The organism is Cupriavidus sp. Agwp_2 (genome assembly GCF_040784895.1).
Taxonomy (GTDB): Bacteria; Pseudomonadota; Gammaproteobacteria; order Burkholderiales; family Burkholderiaceae; genus Cupriavidus.
Genome location: NZ_CP088084.1, coordinates 826,859 through 849,290, shown reverse-complemented (window position 1 = coordinate 849,290; position 22,432 = coordinate 826,859). Strand labels below are relative to the sequence as shown.

Below are 22,432 nucleotides of genomic sequence, written 5' to 3'. Positions count from 1 at the left end.
CCAAGCGCCGGCGGATAGAAGGTGGTCGGACGTCACGTCTGACGCGCGCACACAAACGGACTTCAGACCTATGCACCTACCAAAGTAGGAATGTTCGATCGCCCGGTCGACTTAGCCAGTTCTGCAAAAGGATTTGACAAACCACTGTTCATAGAAGGAGCCTCGCTGCGCCACCTCATTCAGACGACTCCGAAAGTGCTTGTGGAAATTTCCGAATCGAATGGAGATATTGCCTAACGCGCTGCCATTACCTCACCTGCAGCGCGAGGTTTTGCCGCCCTCCAGCCGACGGAACGTATCGCGGGTGAGCCCTCGGTACATTTGCAAGCGCAACCGCGGCGCTATGATTCGCCTTGCGGATCGCGATGCATGTGCTCTCCATTAGCACTGCATCGGCCGCGGCCGATGCACGTGATTGCATGGGACAAATGGGACAGCTAATTGCCAGTTCAGGAATGTTGGGAAGATTCGTGGCGCACCTCGGAAGCTTCAGGTGTATTCGTGAGCAAATGCTGAGCACAATGCTGCAACGCCTGACTGCGTGCCGCTTCACGCGGGCACAAAAAAGTTTGCTATGGAGGGAATGCAGTGGCCACTATCCTGATCGTCGACGATCATCCGCCCGTGCGAATCGTCCTCAAGACCCACTTGTCCCAGGTGCTAGGCATCACGCATGTACTGGAAGCGGACAACGGCCAGGCCGCCGTGGAAATCGTGCGGCAGTATGCGCCGGACGTGGTGATCCTCGACCTGGACATACCGAAGATCAACGGCCTTGAAGTGATCCCCCGTCTGATGGCCGTGCATCCGGGCGTGCGCATCCTGGTGATCTCGGGCCAGGACCAGAATACCTTTGCCCCGCGCGCGCGCCAGGCCGGCGCGCATGGCTACGTGAGCAAGACCCAGGAACTGGCGGAAATCGTGCGCTGCGCCGAGTCGGTGCTGGCCGGCTATACCGTGATGCCCGAACTCGAACGCGGCAAATCTGAGTTCGGCGATGAGGCAGTGCGCCTGGCCAGCCTGTCGGACAAGGAGCTGATTATCATGCAAATGCTGGCCAAAGGCATGAGCAACAAGGAAATCGGCGAAGCCCTGTTTATTTCCAACAAGACCGTCAGTACCCACAAGACGCGGATCATGGAAAAACTCGGGGCGCGCTCGCTTGTGGATGTCATCGATTTTGCGCGGCGCCACCATATTGCAATCGGCTAGCATGGCGAACCTGGTTTCTTTTGCATCGTCCGGGGGCGCGCTGCCATGACCGGCGCGCTTCTGTTTGCCGCGCTCCACGACGGACAGTGGGCCGCCAGCCTGGCGGCGCTGCTGCAGCGGCTGGGATTTGCACCGCAGGCGGCCGCGCCGGCAGCGGCGCTTGCGCCGGCATCGGCTGGCAAGGTCGGGTTGGTGATCGCCGGGCCCGGCACGCCCGTGCCGCCAACGCTGCTGGAAGGCTGGCATGCCGTCGGCGCGTTGTGCGCGGTCGCGGTCCCGCCGGGGGAGCGCTCGGAACATGGTGCCTTCGTGGCCCGATTGCCGGTGCCGGCAACCGAGGCGGCGATTCTCGCGATGCTGGCCGAGCGCCACTACGTTGCGCTGCCCGCGTACGAGGCGGCCGCGATCCCCGCTGCGATTGCCGCGCAGACCTTCGGCGATGCGGCCTTCGCGGACGAATTGCTGCAGGCGCTGGTGATGTCGGCGCAGGCTGACCTGGCACAACTGCGCGGCGCCGGCACCAACCTGGAAACATGCGGCAGCATTGCGCATCGGATGAAATCGTCGGCGCATTATGTCGGTTGCGACACGTTGCGCGTGCTGGCACAACGCATTGAGGACGCTGCCCGCAGCGGCGATGCCGGCACGGTCGCGGCACTCCGCGCGATCTTCGAGCCGACCTGCGTGCGGCTGGTTGGACTGCTGACGGCACTGGCGGCCAGGACATAATGCCGGGCCAATTGGCGTGATTATCAGGCACGGTAATTTTCCGGATTGGCGCAAGCGCGCCGCTCGATTATTCTGGATTAACGGCGGCTGGGTATCCTGAATATCCGGTAATGAATGCTGCCGATTCATTCGGCGCGGTCATGGATGGATTTTGGCGCGGCAATTTTCCGCCAGGATTCCCCCGGGCACCGGCGCCGTCATTTTCCGGGAACGGGTCATGAACCATGCGTTGGCGGCATTGCCGGAATCGGCCTTCTACTTCCACCTGGCCGCGGTGGCGCTGCTGCTGCTGTCGTTTTTTACCGGCCGCGCCATCCTGCAGGTGCTGGCCACGCGCGAGGGGCGCCGCGAACGGGCGCAGCGCCTGGTGCGCGTCGCATTTGGCCGGCTGGTCGCGCTCGGCGCCATCTGGACCGCGATCGTCTACGGGCACGGCGCCTGGGAGCGTGCCGGTGCCCACAACTGCCGGCACCTGCCGGCGGTGGATGCGGCTGCGCGTTACGCCGCCGAATTCTGCTACCTGCGCCATGACCGGCTGCTGCTGCGCGTCTATGGCGACGGGCGCGGTACGGCACGCGGGGAAGGGCGCGAGGGCTTGCTGGCCCATCGCACCATCACCAGCGTCGGTCCGGTACACGTGAGCTGGGACGGCCACGCGCTGGTCTATGCATCCCAGGCGGGGGGCGCACAAGGCCGGCTGGCGCTGCCACCCACATGGCGCGACCGGCTGCTGGCGCGGTTGCCCTGAAGCCGGCCCCGGCTGGCCCTTTCTACGCCACGCGGGACGCGTCAGTGCGGGGCGGCCGCCGGAAGATCGGTGCTGCAGCTGGGCGCACCGTCATCGTGCGAGTGGACGTGCAGCGCGCCCGGGACATGGCGACTATCCAGGCCATTGCCCTGCAGCCATTGGGCGGTGGTGGCGGCGGCACGGTCGATCAGCTCGCCGCAGCGTGTGTAGTCGTAGGGCGAGATATCGAGCGGGCACAGCGGCGGCACCACGCTGATATACGCGCGGTCGGCAAAGTGCTGCAGGTCGTTCACCAACTGGCGTGCTACCAGCAGCGACAGCGCATTGAAGGCATGCTCGAGCGCGCCGCGCGGCGCCCGGCGCTCGGCGCAGGTAAAGCCGGCGGGCAGCACAATCACGCGGGTGGCGCCGAGGGCGACCGCGGTGGATACCGGTGTATTGTTGGCCACGCCGCCGTCGATCAGCGTGCGGCCTTCGAACTGCACCGGCGGGAACACGCCGGGAATGGCGGCGCTGGCCAGCACCGCATCGACGATATTGCCCTGGGATAGCAGCACCTCGTCCCCGCTTTGCATATCCGTGGCAACCACATGCAGCGGCAACTCCGCCGCTTCGAGCCGGCGCGGACCGAAATGGCGCGCCAGCAGCGCGCGCAGGCCCGCCGACTCGACCAGGTGGCCGCGGCTGCCTCCAACCATGCCAAGCACGCTGCGCCAGCCCCACGGCATGATGTCGGCGCGGCGGATGCCGCGCCACAGCTGGTCCAGGCGGCCAGCGCCGGCGACGCCAGGGTTGCAGGCGAAATAGGCCCCGTTGATGGCGCCCGCCGAGGCGCCGATGACGATGTCGGGCGTCACGCCCCATGCCACCAGCTCGCGCAGCATGCCGACCTGGATCGCACCGAGGCTGCCGCCGCCGGCGAATACGAAGGCTGTCTTGTCCATGGCTGTCGTAATGGCGCGGTGCGTCCGCGCCGTCTCCCCTTGCATGTTGGCTCGTGTGCCCCCGACCCTAGCAAAGCATAGGCGACACCGGGCCCGCTGGGCAGGATGGCTCCCCGCGCTGACATCATCCTGGCGCGCTTCAACGGCTCGGCGCGGCGGCCATGATGGCCGTTGCGCAAGCGGGCGAGATCGTCCAGACCATCCGGCACAAGCAGCATTGATCGAAGCCTGCCTGCGCACCGCGGGCCTGACGCTGCCGGGGACATGCTTCGCCAATAAAATGCAATTAACCGCCAAAAATTTTCCGCAACCTCCAAGTTGGGCTGGCAGTGGGGTGGGGCAGACCTTCTGGCAGTACCCTCGGCCGCGACACGGCATGCAGGGCCGCGGCGTAAGGTGTCGGGACGCGCTATTCGAGGAATTCGTCCGCGGAGATCCCCAGCTGGCCGGCCATATGCTCGACCAGCGCCTGCAGCCGGGCGACCTTTTCCGATAGCGCCTGGTGTTCCGCGCGCAGTTGCGCCAGTTCGGTGGAAGTCCCCGCACCCGCTTCGGCACCGCCCAGGCTGCCTCCGTAAGCAGACTCCTGCGCCGCTTCCAGTCCGGCGTCGCCGCTCAGCAGGTGCATCCAGCGATGCTCGCGCGCGCCGGGCGCACGCGCCAGACGCACCACGAAGGGCGGCTCGCGCTCCGCCAGTTCTTCCAGGAAAGCCTCCACCGACGAAATATCGGCAAACGCGTGCAGGCGCGCCGTATTCAGGCGCAACTCCGCCGCGGTCTGCGGCCCGCGCAGCAGCAGCATCGCCAGCAGCGCGACCGACTGGCTCGGTACACCGAGCCCGCGCTGCATATTGTGCTCGAAGCGTGGCACGCGGCTGCTGCTCCCCTCGAAGACCAGGCTCAGGTGCTTGAGCCCGTCGATGGCGTCGAGGATCTCGGGTTCGCTCACATTCATGACCGGGGCACGGGCGGTCTTCTGGTTGCAGCCGGACGCGAGGGCGTTGAGCGACAGCGGATAGGTATCGGGGACGGTGTGCTGTTTTTCCACCAGCACGCCGAGTACGCGGCCTTCCACTGCAGACAGGGGCCGCGGCGCGGGGCGGGCGGGGCGTTCGCCAGGCTGGCTGGCGTCGGAGACGGAATCGGGTTGCATCAAGACTCTGGTGTGGACTCGGGCCGCGCCTGCCGGCCTGGCGGCGCGCTCCCATTCAAGCGCAAGGCAGCGCCAGGCGCAACTATGCCATGCCGGGGCCGCCGCGCCGCTGCTTGCGACCCGTTCGCCCCTCGCATTCTGCGGCGTGCCGTCTACTATCGATAGGCCGCGCCGCCGCCGGCTGGCGCGCGCACCGACCACTGGGGGGCCGAAATGGCGATTTCGCAGGCGGAAGCGATGGCAACGGGCGCCACCGACGGCGAGGCTGGCAGCGCGGGCGCAGCGCCTGACGGTGGCGGACTGGAAGCGCCGTATTCCACGCTGGAGTCGCGCTGGCACCAGATGTTCCCGAAGCTCGGTGCCGAAGACATGGCACGGGTGCAGCGCTTCGGCACGCCGCAGCGCTGGCGCGCCGGAGAAAAACTGTTCTCGATCGGCCAGAGCGGGCGCGGCATGTACCTCGTGACCAGCGGCTGCGTGCGCCTTGTGCGTCGAGACGGACTGGGCCGCGAATCCACGATCACCGAGCAGGGGCCGGGCCACTTCCTGGCCGAGGTCGGCACGCTGAGCGGCCGGCCGGCACTGGTCGACGGCATTGCCGTGACCGACACCGACGGCTACGCCATCACGCCCGAGCGCCTGCGCGCGCTGCTGGTGGCCGAGGCCGAACTGGGCGAGCGCATCATGCGCGCCCTGATCCTGCGCCGCGTGGGCCTGATCGAGTTTGGCAGCGGGCCGGTGCTGGTCGGCCACGGCACCGAGCCGCTGCTGCTGGCGCTGCAGGCATTCCTGCGGCGCAACGGCTATCCCCACACCGTGATCGACATGGACGTGGATGGCGAGTGCTCGTTGCTGCTGGAGTACGCCAACGCGCCCGCCAGCGACTTCCCGCTGGTGATCTGCCCTGACGGCAGCGTGCTGCGCGCGCCCGATGAGGGCCAGCTGGCCTCATGCCTGGGGCTGTTGCCTGAGTTCGATCCGCACCATGTCTATGACGTGATCGTGGTGGGTGCAGGGCCGGCAGGCCTGGCGACGGCGGTGTATGCGGCGTCCGAAGGGCTGTCGGTCGCGGTGATCGACTGCCGCTCGCCCGGCGGCCAGGCCGGTGCCAGCGCGCGCATCGAGAACTACCTGGGCTTTCCCACCGGCATTTCCGGGCAGGCACTGGCCGGACGCGCCTTCGTGCAGGCGCTGAAGTTCGGCGCGCATATCGCCATCCCGCTGGAAGTGAAGGCCCTGCATTGCGGCGCCGATCCAATCCAGCTGGAGCTTGTCGACGGACGCATGATCCCGACCCATACCGTAGTGATCGCCACCGGCGCGCAATACCGCCGGCCCGGCATTGAAGCGCTGGAGCGCTTCGAGGGACGCGGCGTCTACTACTGGGCTTCGCCGGTGGAGGCCAAGCTGTGCCGCAACGAGCCCGCGATGCTGGTCGGCGGTGGCAATTCAGCCGGGCAGGCGGCGGTCTACCTGGCATCCAATGCCGCGCACGTGCATATGCTGGTGCGCGGGCCCGGGCTGGCCGCGACCATGTCGCGCTACCTGATCGACCGCATTGGTTCGCTGCGCAACGTCACGCTGCATACCCATGCGCACATCACCGCGCTGACGGGCAACGGCTGGCTGTCGCGGGTGCGCTACGACGCGCCGGGCGAAAGCCCGACGCCGGTGGAAATGAACGTGCGCCACCTGTTCCTGTTCATCGGCGCGGACCCCAACGCGGCCTGGCTACGCACCTGCCATGTCGAGGTCGACGACAAGGGCTTCGTGCGCACCGGAGGCGGCGACCTCGGTTGCGCCGCGGCGGTCCCGTATCCGCTGCAGACCAGCGTGCCGGGCGTGTTCGCCATCGGCGATGTGCGCTCGGGCTCGACCAAGCGCGTCGCGGCCGCAGTGGGCGAGGGCGCCGCGGTGGTGGCGCAGATCCACGATTACCTGGCGAAGGCCCAGCTGGCGGCGGCCCGATAGCGCAAGTACCCAGGGCACGCGCCTAGCCTTGCGCTTCGCGCTCAAGCAGTTCGCGCTTGCGCGCCACGCCCCAACGGTAGCCGGACAGGGCGCCATCGCTGCGTACCACGCGATGGCATGGAATCGCGACCGCCAGGTGATTGGCCGCGCAGGCCTGCGCCACTGCTCGCACCGCCCGCGGCGCGCCGATGCGGGCCGCGATCTCGGCATAGCTGGCGGTGCTGCCCGGCGGGATCTCTTGCAGCGCCTGCCAGACGCGCTGCTGGAAGGCGGTGCCGCGCACGTCCAGCGGCAGCGCCAGCCCGGTCGATGGCGCCTCGACAAAGCCGACCACCTGCGCCACCAGTTGCTCGAACCGCGCGTCGCCGCCGATCAGGTTGGCGCGCGGGAACTGGTCCTGCAGATCCTGCAGCAGTCCCTGCGGATCGTCGCCCAGCAGGATCGCGCAGACGCCGCGGTCGCTCTGCGCGACAAGGATCGCGCCCAGCGCCGATTGGCCGATGGCGAAGCGGATATCGGTGTCGGCACCGCCCGCGCGATAGCGCGACGGCGTCATGCCGAGCACCGCGTCCGCGGTTTCGTAGAAGCGGCTGTTGGAGCCAAAGCCGGCGTCGTAGATGGCTTCGGTTACCGATTCGCTGCTGCCCAGCTGCGTGCGCAGTTTGCTGGCACGGTGTGCGGCCGCGTAGGCGCGCGGGGTCAGGCCGGTGGCGGCCTTGAACAGCCGGTGGAAGTGATAGGGGCTGACGCCGGCGGCACGCGCCAACCCGGGCAGCGTAGGCAAGGTGTCGGCGGCCTCGATGCGGCGGCATGCGTCGGCCACGATGGCGGCGTGCTGCGCGGCCAGCGCGGGCGGCGCGGCGCGGCGGCTGGGCCGGTAACCGGCGGCTTCGGCCGCCGAGGCGTTGTCGAAGAACTCGACATTGGCCGGATGCGGCAGCCGCGACGGGCTGCTGGGCAGGCAATAGACGCCGGTGGTCTTGACCGCGTAGACGAAGCTGCCGTCGGCGGCGGGATCGCGCGCCAGCACGCGCGCCCAGCGCGGGTCGTTCTCGATGGCGGTGGCGCTGCCGGTATTGCGGCGCGGTCTTGGCATGGATACAGGCATGTCGTTGCTCAGCTGGCGTCGTGGAAGATGATGCCGAGCGTGTAGCGCTGGCCCGCGTGCAGCCGGCTGACGCCATGGCGCAGGTTTACCCGGTAGCTGCCGCGGCTGCCTTGCACCGGCCGCTGGCTGACGGCGAACACCACCGCGTCGCCCTGGCGCAGCGACACCACTTCGGCTCGAGACTGCATGCGCGGGCGCTGCTCGGTCATCACGAACTCGCCGCCGGTGAAATCGCGTCCGGGCTCGGACAGCAGCACCGCCACCTGCAGCGGAAAAACATGTTCGCCGTACAGGTCCTGGTGCAGGCAGTTGTAGTCGCCGGGGCCGTAACGCAGCAGCAGCGGCGTGGGACGCGACTGGCCTGCCTGGTGGCAACGCGCCAGGTAGTCCGCGTGCACCGCGGGGTAACGCGTGTCGATGCCCATCGCGGCGTTCCAGCGGTTGGCAACGGGCACGAGGTGCGGGTACAGCGCCGTGCGCAAGGCGCCGACGATGTCGGGCAAGGGATAGGCAAAGTACTTGTACTCGCCCTGGCCGAAGCCGTGCCGCGCCATCACGATGCGCGAGCGATACAGCCCCTCCTGCTCGTAGCGCGCAGCGAGCGCCCGGCATTCCGCTTCGGCCAGCAGGCCGCGGATGGCGGCGCAGCCGTAGTCATCAAGGCCGCGCTCCAGCGTGGGCCAGTCGACGCCATCGACGCGCACTCCGACGGGCGCATGCGCAGGCGGCTGGCGCCTGTCTTCCCGCAGGTCCGGCACGGGGCGGCGCGGTCCGCCTACCGCCGTCGCGTATGCCTGGGGGCGCTGTGCCTGCTTGATTGTCACTGCCGTTCTCCGGTTTTGGCTTGCATGGTGCCCACTTTAGGCCGCGTCGGTCGCCGTGGCACTCCGAGTCTTGCTTTTGAATTCTGCACAACAAATTGCCTTGACAAGACAGGTCTGTCTACAAATAATGAGACAGGTCTGTATCATTGTCGAGAGGCAAGCAGGCCGCCAACCCGAACATCCTTTGCCTTGCAGGAGAAACCCGATGTCCGCCCAACCCGAAATCCGCCCGCCACTGCCGCCGTTCACCCACGATTCCGCCATCGCCAAGGTCCGCGCCGCCGAGGACGGCTGGAACAGCCGCGACCCGGAGCGCGTGGCGCTGGCCTACACCGTCGACAGCGCCTGGCGCAACCGTGCCGAGTTCGTCAACGGCCGCGCCGATATCGTCGCGTTCCTGCAGCGCAAGTGGCAGAAGGAACTGGATTACCGCCTGATCAAGGAGTTATGGGCGCATGACGGCAACCGCATCGCGGTGCGCTTTGCCTATGAATGGCATGACGATTCCGGCAACTGGTACCGGTCGTATGGCAACGAGAACTGGGAATTCGATGAGGCGGGACTGATGCGGCGCCGCTTCGCCTGCATCAACGATGCGCCGATCCGCGAGGCGGACCGCAAGTTCCATTGGCCGCTGGGGCGGCGCCCGGACGGGCATTCGGGGTTGAGCGATTTGGGCCTGTAAGCGAAAAACCGCTGTTGCTTTTCTCCCCTCTCCCGCGCGCGGGAGAGGGGAGAAAGCCAGCGGCTTGCGGGTCTGCACAGCCTTACTGCATCTTGTCCAGGTTGCCGATCCGCACCAGCATTTCCGTGAACATCTGCATGTCGAGGTTCAGGTCGGCTACTTCCTTGTACTCGCGCGCATTGTGCGCGGTGTACTTCTTGCCCGGCATCGCCGGCCCGAAGTTGATCGCGTTGGGCATCAGCTTGGCGGTGGTGCTGCCCGCGGTGGCGACCGGCTTGGCTTCCAGCCCGGTGGTGTCGCCGAAGATATTGAGCAGCGTGGACAGCCAGGCGCCCTTGGGGTCGCGCGCCATCCAGTTGCCCTGGTCGTACTTGATCTCCACCGGCCCGTGCGTCGCGGCCCAGCCGAAGATGCGCTTGGTGATCCGGGCACCCAGCTCGTCGGGCGTGCGGCCGCGCGGCATGCGCACATTGGTGACCACGTCGACATACTCGCCGCGCTCGCGCACCAGCGTGGGCGACATCGTCAGCGGACCCATGAAGGCGTCGCGATATGCCACTTCCATCCTGGTGCCGAGGTAGTCCAGCCCATACAGGTCGTTCAGGTAGCGCACCGCGTTCAGGTAATGATTGTCGGCAAAGCGGACGCCGCTGGCCTGCAGGAACAGCGCCAGCCGCGGCAGCGGGTTGACGCCTTCTTCCGGGCGCGAGCCGTGCGCGGAAGCGCCGGTGACCTTAACCTCGACTTCATTGCCCTCGCGCTTCACGTCGATCGAGAACTTGCCGCGTGGCGCATTGCGGCGCACGAAATCCGCCTTGGCCTGCTCGAGCGCCGCGGCCACGGCGGCGGCATCGCCGCCGGCAATGCGCGCGGTGGCGGTCTCGGGAATGGCATTGGCCGAGGCTGCGCCGCGCATGGCCACGATAGCGGGGCCCTTGTCGTCTCCCTTGCCGCGTTCGGCCTTGCCGTCGGCGGACTTGATGCCGAACGAGACGGTCAGCGTGCCGGCGCCTTTCTCCGCGACCACGGCCGGGTACTTGCTGTCGAGCACGATGTTGTACTCCGGCAGCGTGGTGTGCTGGCGGTAGTACTTCATGCCGTCGCCGCCGGTCTCCTCGGTGGTTTCGATCATCAGGCGGATGGTGCGCTCCAGCGGCACGCCGCTTTCCTTGACGGTCTTCATCGCATACAGCACGGCCGCGATCGAGCCCTTGTCGTCGATGGTGCCGCGCCCGTAGAGCGTGTCGCCCACGCGCGTGAGCCGGAACGGATCGAGGCGGGTGCCGTCCTCCAGCACCCATTCCTCGGCCACGGCCGGAACCACGTCGGCGTGGGTCAGGATGCCGAAGGTATCCTTGCTGCCGCCAGGCAGCGTGACTTCGAACACGCGGTTGTCCACGTTGCGGTAGGCCAGCCCGAAGTCGCGCGCCATGCCTTCCACCATCTTGCCGAACTCCACGATGGCGGGGTTATCGTGCTGGGCGATCTTTTCATCGCGTACGGTGCGCAGCGCCACCATCTTGCCGATGGTGTCGATCACCGCGGCCTCGTTGCGGACGCGGTTGTAGACGCCCAGCAGGCGTCCGATATTGACCAGGTTCTCGCCAGCCAGCGGTGCCTTGGCCTGCCAGGCAGCCACGGCCGGGGCGACCGAAGGTTCCGCCCTGGCGGCGGCCGCCATGAAGGCCTGCAGGTCGGCCGGCGCGGCCGCGCGGGTGCTGCTGACCAGCGCATCGAGCGCCGGCTTCTTCAGGGTTTGCGCCTGCCCCGGGTGCGCGATCAGGAGCGATAGCGCAAGCAGGGCAGCCCACCGGCGAGGCGTCGGCCGGTGGTGCGGGCGGCAAGATCTGGTCATTGCGAAGCAGGGAGTCAGGTTGGATGCCGCATGATAGGGCACTCACAGGGGTTTGCCGAAGAAATATGCCGTGCAGTGCGCGCACGGGGTGTGTCCCAGGCCGCAATAGCGGATTCCTATGCCGTCATCATAGAGTAAGGCAATCGTTTCGGTTGAAGCGATGAATTGTACAAATCACATCGCGGTCGACAGAATGAGGCCTTCGCTGCAACACGCAGCCGAAACAACCGAATGAATCCAGACCAAGGAGTGATTCCGATGCTGCAATCCCGTGAAGGCCAACGCGTTCCCAATGTTTCGTTCCGCGTCCGTCAGGACAACGAGTGGAAGACCATCACCACCGGCGAACTGTTCAGCGGCAAGACCGTGGCCGTGTTTTCTCTGCCGGGCGCCTTCACGCCGACGTGTTCGTCCACCCACCTGCCGCGCTACAACGAACTGGCGCCGGTGTTCGCCAGGCACGGCGTCGACGACATCCTGTGCGTGTCGGTCAACGACACCTTCGTGATGAACGAATGGGCCAAGGACCAGGAGTCGGAAAACATCACCATGATCCCCGACGGCAACGGCGAATTCACCGAAGGCATGGGCATGCTGGTGGACAAGGCCGACCTGGGCTTCGGCAAGCGCAGCTGGCGCTATTCGATGCTGGTGCGCGACGGCGTGGTCGAGAAGATGTTCATCGAGCCGGAAGAGCCGGGCGACCCGTTCAAGGTCTCCGACGCCGACACCATGCTGAACCACATCGCTCCGGGCGCGCGCAAGCCTGACCAGGTGGTGGTGTTCTCGAAGGTGGGCTGCTCGTTTTGCGCCAAGGCCAAGCAGCTGCTCGACGACAACGGCTTCGACTACATCGACGTGCCGCTGGACAACAAGGTGCGCGGCAAGGTGCTGGGCGCCGTGTCGGGCGAGATGACCGCGCCGCAGGTCTTCATCAACGGCAAGCTGGTCGGCGGCGCCGAGGCGCTGCAGCAGTACCTGGCCAGCTGAGTGGCCAACTAAACCGCTCAAATCCCTTCTCTGCCGCTTGCGCGGACCGGCAGTCGCCGGAGCCGATGGCACCGCCTTGCCCGCAATTGCTGGCAAAGGGCAGGGCGGTGCCATCCAGCCCGCTGATTGATCCCTGATTCACGCCATGACAACCAAGGAACCGTACGCCATGACTACCATCCAGACCGACGTCGCCGTGATCGGCGCAGGCACTGCCGGCCTTGCTGCCTACCGGGCTGCGATCGCCGCCGGCAAGCGCGCCGTGATCATCGAAGGCGGCCAGTACGGCACCACCTGCGCCCGCGTGGGCTGCATGCCTTCGAAGCTGCTGATCGCTGCCGCCGAGGCCGCGCACGAACTGCGCCACACCGCGCCGTTCGGCGTGCACGTGGATGGCCAGGTTCGCATCGACGGCCGCGAGGTCATGGCCCGCGTGCGCAGCGAGCGGGACCGCTTTGTCGGCTTTGTCGTACGCGGCGTCGAGAATATCCCGGAAGCCGACCGGCTCCGCGGCTACGCCCGCTTTATCGACAACACCACGCTGGAGGTGGACGGCCACACGACCGTGCGCGCCAGCCGCGTGGTCATCGCCACCGGCTCCAAGCCTTCGCTGCCGGCACCGTTCCAGGCGTTTGGCGACCGCCTCATCGTCAATGACGATGTGTTCGCATGGGAAGACCTGCCGGGCAGCGTGGTGGTGTTCGGCCCGGGCGTGATCGGGCTGGAACTTGGCCAGGCGCTGTCGCGCCTTGGCGTGCGGGTGCGCGTGTTTGGCGTCAGCGGTTCGCTCGGGCCGCTGACCGATCCGGTGATCCGCGACTATGCGGCCAAGGCATTCAACGACGAGTTCTACCTCGACCCGCACGCCAGGGTGAGCGAAATGGGCCGCGACGGCGACCAGGTGGTGATGACCTATGCCGACCGCGAAGGGCGCAGGGTGACCGAGCGCTTCGACTACGCGCTGGCCGCCACCGGCCGCGAGCCGAACGTGCGCGGCCTCGGCCTGGAAAACACCGGCCTGGCGCTGGACCAGCGTGGTGTGCCTGTGTTCGACCCGGAAACGCTCCAGTGCGGCAACTCCCCGGTGTTTATCGCAGGCGATGCCAACAATATCCTGCCGCTGCTGCACGAAGCCGCGGACGAGGGCAAGGCCGCCGGCGAGAACGCCGCCAGCTATCCGCAGGTAAAGCGGCTGGCGCGCCGGGCGCCGCTGGCAGTGGTGTTCTCCGACCCGCAGATCGCGATGGTCGGCCAGCGCCACGCCGATCTGGCAGACGGCAGCTTCGTCACCGGCGAGGTCAGCTTCGAGGACCAGGGCCGCAGCCGCGTCATGCTGAAAAACCGCGGGCTGATGCATGTCTACGCGGACAAGGCGAGCGGCCGCTTCCTCGGGGCGGAATGGATCGGCCCGCGTGCGGAGAATATCGCGCACTTGCTGGCGTGGTCATACCAGCAGGGGCTGACCATCGAGCAGATGCTTGGCATGCCGTTCTACCACCCGGTGGTGGAAGAGGGGCTGCGCACGGCGCTGCGCGACGCGGCGGCCAGGCTTGCGGCGTGAACGTTACCTTGGTTGCTAGACAGGTCTGTCTGTCATAGTATTCCTTATGCAGGCCGGCTTGCGCTACCTCGCCGCCGGCCCTGCTATTGATTTCCCTCACTTGCCTTTCGCCGCGCCCCCATGGCCAACCCCTCCGCCCGCGACCGCATCCTGGACACCGCCGCCCGCCTGTTCTACCAGGAGGGGTATCGCGCCACCGGCATCGACCGGATCATTGCCGAGTCGGGTGTGGCCAAGATGTCGCTGTACCGGCATTTCGCCTCCAAGAACGACCTGATCTCCGCCTTCCTGGACCGGCGCCATGAGGAGTGGATGGTCTGGTTCCGCGGCGACGTCGAGGCACGCCTGGCCACTCGCCCGCATCTGGAGGTGATTGCCGATGCGCTGGCAGACTGGTTCGCCGCGGATTTCCGCGGCTGCGCCTTTATCAACGTGGTGGCCGAGGTCGGCGGTGATGCCCGCGCGGCCGATCAGGCTGCCGCGCACAAGGCAGAACTGGCGGCGTTCGTCGCCGATATCGCCGCGCGGCTCGGGCTGCGCCAGCCAGCACAGGTGGCGGAGGAAGCCATGCTGTGCATCGAAGGCATGATCGTGCGCTACCAGATGCACCGCGACCCGGCGGTGATCGAGGCTGGGCGGCGGTTGCTGGGGCGATTGCAGGGCGGCTGAGGGCAGCTTAACTCCGGGGCATCATACGATGCGCCGTGGCATAGTCGCGCAGCGCGTCGTTCATCAGCGTTTGCCAGCCGCTGCCGGTAGCCTTAAAGGCATCGAGCACATCCGGATCGATCCTGAGTGTCTGGTTTACCTTGCGCTCGCCTGCCGGTTTGGCCGGGCGGCCCCGGCGCCTAACCAGTGCCTCGGCCTTCTCCTTCCCCATCGCCTGCTCAAGCACCTCAATGGCCGGGCGCATCTGCCTGATCTGCTCTGTGGACAGCGACACAGCATCCGGATCGGCATCAATGCCGCGGGCGATCGCGGCGTCTTCCGCGGGTGTCGGGGTAATCAGCTTAGCTTTCCTGTTCATAGTCTCGCACCTCGCGGGAATTGGCTTTTCGAAGGCTGATCGCACGCAATGTGTTGCCGCGCATGGTGAAGACCAGGCAATACAGGCGAGATCCAATTGGCCCATACGCGATGTAGCGCGTCTCGCCATATTGCTTGCGTGTATCGGTCTTCAGCAGCGCGCGTCCAAATTCGAACAGGCCAGCAGCGGCCAGTGACAACCCATGTTGGTGTTGGTTGATGACGTCCTTCGCCAAGTCAAACTCGATGTCCATTTACTGTAGCAGCAAAAAATACCTCAGGCAAAATTTAATGCTGCAGCGTAAATTCTTAACCCGATATCGCAAAAATGCGGAAGTTAAGTCACTCCTTTCTAGTGCTCTCCATCAATTCCGCGAAAATGTATCGCCTCTGACACATTCAGGTTACAATCCAAATGTAATTACGAATTGTTCGCATTCGTAATCAGAAATTTCCACTGGCGATCCGTCACCGTTCCTGGTGCACGGCACGCTACATTTCCGTTCCTGAGTGATGTCCTTTCATCCGATCTCCCGGGCCAAGCCGCGCTTTGCCCGTTCCCGGCTGACGCCTCCCCGCGGCCTTTCGCTGACCACCCTGGCCCTGAGCCTGCACGCCGGGGGTGTGTTTGCCCAGCCGGCAGCCACGCCCCAGCCTGCTTCTGGCGCGGCAGCCGAACTGCCGGCCGTGACGGTGCGTGCGTCCGGCGCGGATGAAACCGCAACCGGGCCGGTGCACGGCTTCGTTGCCAAGCGCAGCGCCACCGCGACCAAGACCGATACGCCGGTGATGGAGACGCCGCAGTCGATCACGGTGATCACGCGCGACCGGATGGAAGCGCAGGGTGCGCAGTCGGTCCAGCAGGCCATCGGCTATACCGCCGGAGTCTATGCCGGGCCGTATGGCAATGACGCGCGCGGCGACTGGGGCAAGTTCCGCGGCACGGACTTCACGCAGTACCGCGACGGCCTGCTCAACCAGGTCGGCTTCTACAACAACGTGCGTGCCGACGTCTACGCGCTGGAGCGCATCGATGTGCTGCGCGGCCCGTCGTCGATGCTGTTCGGGCAGGGCGCCGTCGGTGGCATCTTGAACCTGGTCAGCAAGCGTCCGCAGGCCGAGGCTGCGCGCGAGGTTGGCGTGCAGTTCGGCAACTACAACCGCAAGCAGGTGCAGGCCGACCTGACCGGCCCGCTCGATGCCGAGGGCAAGTGGACGTACCGGCTGGTGGCGCTGGCGCGCGACAGCGACACGCAGGTGGACTACGTGCCCGACAACCGCTACCTGATCGCACCGTCGCTGACCTACCGTCCCAATGCCGATACCTCGTTCACGCTGCTGACCAATTTCCAGCGCGACGAAAGCGGGACCTCGGTCGGCTTCTTCCCGTGGCGCGGCACGCTCTATCCGAACCCGGGCGGGCAGATTCCCGACCACCTGTTCATCAGCGAGCCGGGCTACGACCGCTACAACGCCGAGCAGACTTCGGTGGGCTATGAGTTCCAGCACAAGGTCAACGATGCGCTCACGGTCCGCCAGAACCTGCGCTACTCGCACAGTACCGTGGACTACCGCAGCATCTATGCGGCCGGCTTCACCGGCGCGACGCACGGCTGGGTGCCGGGCAGCAGCACGCTGATGCGCCGCACGGTCTACCTGAACCAGCCGACGCTGAATGCCTTCGTGGTCGACACGCAGGCGCAAGGCAACTTCCGCACGGGCCCGGTCGATCATACGCTGCTGGCCGGGATGGACTACCAGCATGCCGAGATCACGGGCCGCGCCGGCGTAGGCGGCACCGCTGCGCCGCTGAATGTGTTCAACCCGGTCTACGGCAATTTCACCTTGCCGGGCACACGCGACCTGAACCCCAGCAAGCAGATCCAGACCGGCGTGTACCTGCAGGACCAGCTGTCATGGAACAAGTGGCTGCTGATGCTGGGCCTGCGCTATGACTGGTCGCGCGCAGCACAGGACAACACGCCTGCGGGCAGCCGCGAAGACAATGAGCTGACCAAGCGCGCCGGCCTGATGTACCGCTCGGACATCGGCCTGAACCCGTACGTCAGCTACACCGAGTCGTTCCAGGGCCTGCCCGGCTTCAACCGCTCCAACCAGGCGTTCAAGCCGCTGCGCGGTTCGCAGTGGGAAGCGGGGATCAAGTACCAGCCGCCGGGCAAGAACGCTTCGCTGACCGTGGCGGCGTTCGACATGCGCGAGAAGAACCGGAAGACCGCTGGCGTGGTGAACGGCATTCCTGACCAGGTGCAGGTGGGCGAGGCCCGCACGCGTGGCATCGAGGTCGAGGCACTGGCTTCGCTGACCAGCCGCCTGGACCTGATCGCGACCTATACCTACCTGGATGCGCGCGTGATCGAGGGCAGTGCCGCCGAGGTCGGCAAGCGCCTGGCCAGCACGCCGTCGAACATGGCGTCGCTGTGGGCCAACTACCGCTTCAAGATGTTCGGGCTGCCGGGCTTCGTTGCCGGCGGCGGCGTGCGCTATGTCGGCCCGAGCTATGACGGCACCGACCAGAACCGCGTCGGCGGAGTCACGCTGTACGACGCCATGATCGCCTACGATCACGGCCCGCTGCGCGTCGCGCTGAACGCCAACAACCTGTTCGACAAGCAGTACGTAACCACCTGCCTGTCACGTGGCGATTGCTACTTCGGCGCGCGCCGGACGGTGGTCGGCAGCGTGACGTACCGCTTCTGACGCGGCGGGCTAGGCTGCCAGCGCGGTATCGATGGCGCGCTGCAGCCGCTCCATGCCGAAGGTCACGTCCTGCACCGTGCCGTTGACGAAGAACGACGGCGTGCCGCGCACCCGGCAGCGCGTGCCGCCGTGCTGGTCGGCGCGGATGCGTGGCAGGTGCCGGTGGGTCCACATGTCGGTGTCGTAGCGGTCAAGATCCAGGCCGGCCATGCCGGCGTATTGGCGCAGGGCGTCGGGCTTCAGGCCTTGCGGGTGCTCGTAGAGCATGCGGTACATCTGCCAGAAGCGGTCCTGCGCCGCCGCGGCCTCGGCGCATTCGGCCGCCGGCTCGGCGGACGGGTGCCAGCTGGCCATCGGGTAGTGCCGGTAGACAAAGCGCACCTGCGGGCCATAGTGCTCCAGCAGGATCTTCATGGCTCCGTAGGCGATGCGGCAGTAGGAGCATTCGAAGTCGCCGTATTCGACGACGGTGACCCTGGCGGTATCGGGGCCGACGGCATGGTCGGCGGCGGTGACGGCGACTTCCAGCATTGGCGTTCTCCGGTGCGTGCGCGGCAAGCAAGCGCGGATTCCCGGTGGGGGAGGTTCCAGTGTAGTCGCCGCCGGCGCCAGGCAAAGGCCCCGGCACCTGCCCGGAATGCGCGGCGGTTGCGGACGGAAGGACCGGGGCGCTACGGCACGATCGACAGGAACAGGTAGGCCGCCAGGATCACCAGATGCACCACGCCTTGCAGGATGGTGGTGCGGCCCATGCCCAGCGTCAGCGACGACACCACCAGCGTCAGCATCAGCAGCACCATGTCCTTGGTGCCCAGCCCCAGTTCCAGCGGCTGGCCGATCCAGATAAAGACGGCGGCCACGGTGGGAATGGTCAGCCCGATGCTGGCCAGCGCCGAACCCAGGGCCAGGTTCAGGCTGGTCTGGATACGGTCGGCGCGCGCCGCGCGCAGCGCCGCCAGCCCCTCGGGCAATAGCACCATGGCGGCAATCACGATCCCGACCACCGCGGCCGGCGCACCGGCTTTCAGCACTGCCGCCTCGACCGACGGCGACAGCAGCTTGGCCAGCCCCACCACCAGCACCAGGCAAGCCACCAGCAGCACGCCGCTGGCGAGCGCCACGCGCGCGGGCGGTGGCGGCGCGTGCACGCTCTCGTCCGAACTGCCTTCGGCCAGGAAGTAATCGCGGTGGCGGATGGTCTGCACGAACACGAACGAGCCGTACAGCACCAGCGACATCACGCCCGAGAACGCCAGTTGCGCCGGCGTCAGCACCGGCCCCGGCGACGAACTGGTGTAGTTTGGCAGCACCATTGTCAGCACCAGCAGCGCCGCCAGCACCGCCATCGCGGCATTGGCGCCGGGCGCCTGGAACGCCTGCTCGCGGTGGTGCAGGCCGCCGACGAACAGGCACAGCCCGACAATGCCGTTGCAGATCAGCATGACCGCGGCAAATACCGTGTCACGCGCCAGGCCCGCTTTCTCCGGCCCGGACGACAACATCACGGAGACGATCAGCGCCACTTCGATCACGGTCACGGCAATCGCCAGCACCAGCGTGCCGAACGGTTCGCCCACCTTGTGCGCGACCACCTCGGCGTGGTGCACGGCGGCAAAGACCGCGCCGGCCAGCGCCACGGCCACCAGTGCGATCAGCCAGCCCTGCCCCGGCATCAGCCAGGCCACGCCCAGCGTCGCCGCTGCGGCGACTGGCGCCCCGATGGTCCATGGCGGCAGCTTGTTGGAAGTCAGTGCCATCCCTGTGTGTCCTTTCTTGTCGTTATGCCGTACCGGGTGGCACGGGCGTGCCATGCAGGCACGCATTGTAGCTTTGAGATATGACGCAAGCACCACTTTACAGGCTGCGGCGACAGGGATATGGCAAGCGTGAAGGCTATGAGTTCCCGCTAGTTGATAGATGTTGACGGAATTTGGTGCGGATTCTGCGGCATTGGCCGGCGCAATGTCGCGTCGGGAATGGTCAGCCAGGCCCCGGTGGGTCGTCGTGGGCAACGCACGGCGGCCGGGCGGGCGGCCGCTCGCGCAGCGCCGGATGATTACGCAGGATCCAGCGCGCAGCAACCAGCAAGGCGAGGAAGCACGCGAAAAAATACGCGCACAAGGCGACGACGTTTTGCATGATGAATTGACCCTGGATGTCGGCTCTTGCGGCCGGTGTGCGCGGCAGTATGCGCAGCATTCGTAACGCCTGACACCCTCATGAGGGAGGGCAGGACGCGCGCTTAAGCCAGTCTCGCCAGTCTCACCGGTCTCGCTGCTCTCGCCGGCAATCTGCCGGCCATCTGCCGGCTTCGCGGGCGGGTCAGTCCGCGTCCGGAATCGGTGCGCCGGTGATCTTGGGGGCCGGCTCGGCCTGCAGGGCATCGGCGGGAAGCAGCTTCAGGAAGGTGCGGGCAACTTCGGGGTCGCGGCAGGCGAGCCAGTCGTCCCATTGCTCGCGCGGCACGATGACCACGGAACGTTTTTCGTCGCCCGGCTTGTGGAAGCGGTCCATCACCGGGTGCCGCGCGGAGTTCACCGTCAGCATGGTGAAGGACAGCGCTTCGTCGGGCCAGCCACGCCACAGGCCGGCGATGCCGAAGGCGGGCTCGCCGGGCAGCCAGATGCGCCAGCGCACCGGCTTGCCGGGCGGGCCGCCCGGCATCGCGTCTTCGGGATAGGCGTACTCGTAGAACGCGGTGGCCGGAACCAGGCAAAGCTGTCCCTGCCGCCAGTAGCGGGCGAAGGCAGGGCGCTCGCCGACGGTCTCGCTGCGCGCGTTGGTGGTGTCATAGCGGCGTGTGCCGGGCGGGATGCGCGGCCGCGGCACCATGCCGAACGACGCCAGCGCGGCATGCCGCACGCCGTCGTCGGTGGCGCGCACGATCGGCGCCAGGTAATCGGGATAGGTTTCGGCCTTGAAGATGCCCGGCGGCGGCTCCACGCCGAAGATGTCGCGCAGGATCTGGCGCTGGACCGGGGCGTAGTTGGTGCACATGCGCTGATCTCCCTGGCGTGATGCCCGCCGTGTTCTGCGTATCGTCGGCGCCGGGCCGCATGGCGTCAAGCGCACCGCGCGTGATGTCCGGGCATGGCAAAAACAGTCAGGCGCGCTGGCGGATTCGGTTATTGCCCGCCGCCCCGGCACAGGCGCACACTCCTGCGACCATTACAGACGATAACAGGCACCATGACGCGGGCGGCGTCCGCGGCAGGCTGCCGGACATACAGGAGACACCATGCGCGACTACGCCCAGGCCTACGACGGCTTTTCCTATGACGAGACGGTGGCCCGGCAACTGCACGGCAGCCTCGATGCGATCAACGCCTGTGTCGAATGCTGCGACCGTCATGCCGGGCCCGGGCGCATCGCGCTGTTCTGGGAGGGCCGCGACGGCAACGCGCGCAGCTGGACGTTTGCCGAGCTGCAGGCGCTGTCGGCGCAGTTTGCCGGCTTCCTGAAAGCGCAGGGCGTGCAGCCGGGCGATCGCGTTGCCGGGCTGCTGCCGCGCACGGCCGAGCTGCTCGTGACCATCCTGGGCACCTGGCGCGCCGGCGCCGTGTACCAGCCGCTGTTCACGGCGTTCGGTCCCAAGGCCATCGAGCACCGGCTCAACAGCTCGGGCGCGAAAGTGGTGGTCACGGATACTGTCAACCGTCCCAAGCTGGATGATGTGGAGGGCGCGCCGCCCGTCGTCACCGTGGCCGGCACCAGCGAAGCGCCTGGCGACGCAGCCACCGGCGATTTCAGCTTCTGGGCCGAGCTGGCGCGCCAGCCCGCCACGTTCGAGCCGGTCATGCGCCGCGGCGACGATCCCTTCCTGATGATGTTCACCTCGGGCACCACCGGGCCGGCCAAGCCGCTGCTGGTGCCGCTCAAGGCCATCGCCGCGTTCGCCGGCTACATGCGCGACGCCGTCGACCTGCGCGACGAAGACGCGTTCTGGAACCTGGCTGACCCGGGCTGGGCCTACGGCCTCTACTACGCGGTGACGGGGCCGCTGTCGCTGGGGCATGCCACCACCTTCTACGACGGCCCGTTCACCGTGGAAAGCACGTGCCGCGTGATCCGCAAGTACGGCATCACCAACCTGGCCGGCTCGCCCACCGCCTACCGCCTGCTGATCGCCGCCGGCCAGGCCGTGTCGGAGCAGTTGCGCGGGCAGTTGCGCGCCGTCAGCAGCGCCGGTGAGCCGCTCAACCCCGAAGTGATCCGCTGGTTCGCCAGCGAGCTGGATGCGACCATCCACGACCACTATGGGCAGACCGAACTCGGCATGGTGCTGTGCAACCACCACGCGCTGTCGCACGCGGTGCGCATGGGTGCTGCGGGCTTTGCCAGCCCGGGGCACCGCGTGGTCGTGGTCGACGACGAGCAGCGCGAACTGCCCGCCGGACAGCCCGGCACGCTGGCGCTGGACCTGGAGCGCTCGCCGATGTGCTGGTTCGGCGGCTACCATGGCACGCCCACCAGCGCGTTCGCGGGCCACTATTACCTGACCGGCGATTCCGCCGAACTCAACGACGACGGCAGCATCAGCTTTATCGGCCGCGCCGACGATGTCATCACCACTTCGGGCTACCGCGTCGGGCCGTTCGACGTGGAAAGCGCGCTGATCGAGCACCCCGCCGTGGTCGAGGCCGCGGTGATCGGCAAGCCTGACCCCGAGCGCACCGAACTGATCAAGGCCTTCGTCGTGCTCGACCGGCAATACCCGGCCACGCCCGAACTCGCCGAGGCACTGCGCCAGCATGTGCGCAAGCGCCTGGCTGCCCACTCCTACCCGCGCGAGATCGAATTCGTCGCCGAACTGCCCAAGACCCCCAGCGGCAAGGTCCAGCGTTTCATCCTGCGCAACCAGGAGGTGGCGCGCGCCCGCGAATCGGCCTCGGCCTGAGTCCGAACGCC

The 22,432-nt window shown here is 67.0% G+C and carries 21 protein-coding genes; 10 read left to right on the top strand and 11 right to left on the bottom strand.

Annotation, left to right across the window (positions count from 1 at the left end; genetic code table 11):
* Positions 1–588 precede the first annotated feature (588 nt).
* The 3 genes from LPA45_RS21635 to LPA45_RS21625 all read left to right on the top strand — a co-directional run bounded on the left by LPA45_RS21635 (position 589) and on the right by LPA45_RS21625 (position 2,689).
* The gene (locus LPA45_RS21635) at positions 589–1,212 is read left to right on the top strand and encodes a response regulator transcription factor (RefSeq protein WP_116321217.1); all 624 of its coding nucleotides are present in this window, start codon (positions 589–591) and stop codon (positions 1,210–1,212) included.
* A 45-nt stretch (positions 1,213–1,257) separates the two neighbouring features.
* Positions 1,258–1,941 carry an Hpt domain-containing protein gene (locus tag LPA45_RS21630; protein WP_116321216.1) on the top strand — a complete coding sequence of 228 codons (684 nt, stop codon included), beginning with the start codon at positions 1,258–1,260 and terminating at the stop codon, positions 1,939–1,941.
* 217 nt (positions 1,942–2,158) lie between these two features.
* Positions 2,159–2,689, top strand: a complete 531-nt coding sequence (locus tag LPA45_RS21625) for a hypothetical protein (protein WP_116321215.1) — start codon at positions 2,159–2,161, stop codon at positions 2,687–2,689.
* 41 nt (positions 2,690–2,730) lie between these two features.
* On the opposite strand, the gene LPA45_RS21620 is transcribed toward LPA45_RS21625, so the two are convergent.
* Both LPA45_RS21620 and LPA45_RS21615 read right to left on the bottom strand, forming a co-directional pair.
* Positions 2,731–3,633 (bottom strand): patatin-like phospholipase family protein, encoded by a 903-nt coding sequence (locus tag LPA45_RS21620; protein ID WP_116321214.1) that lies wholly within the window; start codon positions 3,631–3,633, stop codon positions 2,731–2,733.
* Positions 3,634–4,042: 409 nt separating this feature from the next.
* Positions 4,043–4,786, bottom strand: coding sequence for a YceH family protein (locus LPA45_RS21615; RefSeq protein ID WP_116321213.1), 744 nt, complete (start codon positions 4,784–4,786; stop codon positions 4,043–4,045).
* Positions 4,787–4,999: 213 nt separating this feature from the next.
* On the opposite strand from LPA45_RS21615, the gene LPA45_RS21610 reads away from it, so the two are divergent.
* Positions 5,000–6,757: an FAD-dependent oxidoreductase gene (locus LPA45_RS21610; RefSeq protein WP_116321212.1), complete on the top strand. Its 1,758-nt coding sequence runs from the start codon at positions 5,000–5,002 to the stop codon at positions 6,755–6,757.
* Positions 6,758–6,779: 22 nt separating this feature from the next.
* On the opposite strand, the gene ada is transcribed toward LPA45_RS21610, so the two are convergent.
* Positions 6,780–7,865 carry a bifunctional DNA-binding transcriptional regulator/O6-methylguanine-DNA methyltransferase Ada gene (ada, locus tag LPA45_RS21605; RefSeq protein ID WP_271815884.1) on the bottom strand — a complete coding sequence of 362 codons (1,086 nt, stop codon included), beginning with the start codon at positions 7,863–7,865 and terminating at the stop codon, positions 6,780–6,782.
* Positions 7,866–7,873: 8 nt separating this feature from the next.
* Positions 7,874–8,614 (bottom strand): 2OG-Fe(II) oxygenase, encoded by a 741-nt coding sequence (locus LPA45_RS21600; RefSeq protein ID WP_317919814.1) that lies wholly within the window; start codon positions 8,612–8,614, stop codon positions 7,874–7,876.
* A gap of 280 nt (positions 8,615–8,894) precedes the next feature.
* On the opposite strand from LPA45_RS21600, the gene LPA45_RS21595 reads away from it, so the two are divergent.
* On the top strand, positions 8,895–9,374 hold the full coding sequence (locus tag LPA45_RS21595) for a nuclear transport factor 2 family protein (protein WP_116321210.1): 480 nt from the start codon (positions 8,895–8,897) through the stop codon (positions 9,372–9,374).
* An 82-nt stretch (positions 9,375–9,456) separates the two neighbouring features.
* Here LPA45_RS21595 and LPA45_RS21590 read toward each other — a convergent pair whose 3' ends face one another.
* Positions 9,457–11,229 carry a dipeptidase gene (locus LPA45_RS21590; RefSeq protein WP_317919723.1) on the bottom strand — a complete coding sequence of 591 codons (1,773 nt, stop codon included), beginning with the start codon at positions 11,227–11,229 and terminating at the stop codon, positions 9,457–9,459.
* Positions 11,230–11,487: 258 nt separating this feature from the next.
* Between LPA45_RS21590 and LPA45_RS21585 the strand changes: the two genes are divergently transcribed.
* The 3 genes from LPA45_RS21585 (at position 11,488) to LPA45_RS21575 (ending at position 14,449) form a co-directional block, all read left to right on the top strand.
* A complete protein-coding gene (locus LPA45_RS21585; protein WP_116321208.1) occupies positions 11,488–12,219 on the top strand; it encodes a glutathione peroxidase in 732 nt (243 codons plus the stop codon).
* A gap of 169 nt (positions 12,220–12,388) precedes the next feature.
* Entirely contained in the window at positions 12,389–13,780 is a 1,392-nt protein-coding gene (locus LPA45_RS21580) for a dihydrolipoyl dehydrogenase (RefSeq protein WP_317919724.1), read from the top strand.
* Positions 13,781–13,900: 120 nt separating this feature from the next.
* Complete coding sequence (locus LPA45_RS21575) at positions 13,901–14,449, top strand: TetR/AcrR family transcriptional regulator (protein WP_317919725.1); 549 nt, start codon at positions 13,901–13,903, stop codon at positions 14,447–14,449.
* Positions 14,450–14,456: 7 nt separating this feature from the next.
* On the opposite strand, the gene LPA45_RS21570 is transcribed toward LPA45_RS21575, so the two are convergent.
* Both LPA45_RS21570 and LPA45_RS21565 read right to left on the bottom strand, forming a co-directional pair.
* Positions 14,457–14,807 carry a BrnA antitoxin family protein gene (locus LPA45_RS21570; protein ID WP_116321205.1) on the bottom strand — a complete coding sequence of 117 codons (351 nt, stop codon included), beginning with the start codon at positions 14,805–14,807 and terminating at the stop codon, positions 14,457–14,459.
* Positions 14,791–15,060 carry a BrnT family toxin gene (locus tag LPA45_RS21565; RefSeq protein ID WP_116321204.1) on the bottom strand — a complete coding sequence of 90 codons (270 nt, stop codon included), beginning with the start codon at positions 15,058–15,060 and terminating at the stop codon, positions 14,791–14,793. Before LPA45_RS21565 ends, LPA45_RS21570 begins: the two co-directional genes overlap by 17 nt.
* Before the next feature lie 259 nt (positions 15,061–15,319).
* On the opposite strand from LPA45_RS21565, the gene LPA45_RS21560 reads away from it, so the two are divergent.
* Positions 15,320–17,524, top strand: coding sequence for a TonB-dependent siderophore receptor (locus LPA45_RS21560; RefSeq protein WP_317919726.1), 2,205 nt, complete (start codon positions 15,320–15,322; stop codon positions 17,522–17,524).
* 9 nt (positions 17,525–17,533) lie between these two features.
* Here LPA45_RS21560 and LPA45_RS21555 read toward each other — a convergent pair whose 3' ends face one another.
* The 4 genes from LPA45_RS21555 to LPA45_RS21540 form a co-directional block, all read right to left on the bottom strand.
* Entirely contained in the window at positions 17,534–18,055 is a 522-nt protein-coding gene (locus tag LPA45_RS21555; RefSeq protein ID WP_317919728.1) for a thioredoxin domain-containing protein, read from the bottom strand.
* A gap of 140 nt (positions 18,056–18,195) precedes the next feature.
* Positions 18,196–19,281, bottom strand: coding sequence for a calcium:proton antiporter (locus tag LPA45_RS21550; RefSeq protein ID WP_317919730.1), 1,086 nt, complete (start codon positions 19,279–19,281; stop codon positions 18,196–18,198).
* 223 nt (positions 19,282–19,504) lie between these two features.
* Positions 19,505–19,723, bottom strand: coding sequence for a hypothetical protein (locus LPA45_RS21545; RefSeq protein ID WP_317919732.1), 219 nt, complete (start codon positions 19,721–19,723; stop codon positions 19,505–19,507).
* A 123-nt stretch (positions 19,724–19,846) separates the two neighbouring features.
* Positions 19,847–20,521 (bottom strand): SOS response-associated peptidase, encoded by a 675-nt coding sequence (locus tag LPA45_RS21540; protein ID WP_317919734.1) that lies wholly within the window; start codon positions 20,519–20,521, stop codon positions 19,847–19,849.
* Between the two features lie 241 nt (positions 20,522–20,762).
* Between LPA45_RS21540 and LPA45_RS21535 the strand changes: the two genes are divergently transcribed.
* Positions 20,763–22,421 (top strand): AMP-binding protein, encoded by a 1,659-nt coding sequence (locus LPA45_RS21535; RefSeq protein ID WP_317919736.1) that lies wholly within the window; start codon positions 20,763–20,765, stop codon positions 22,419–22,421.
* The last annotated feature ends 11 nt before the right edge of the window (positions 22,422–22,432 follow it).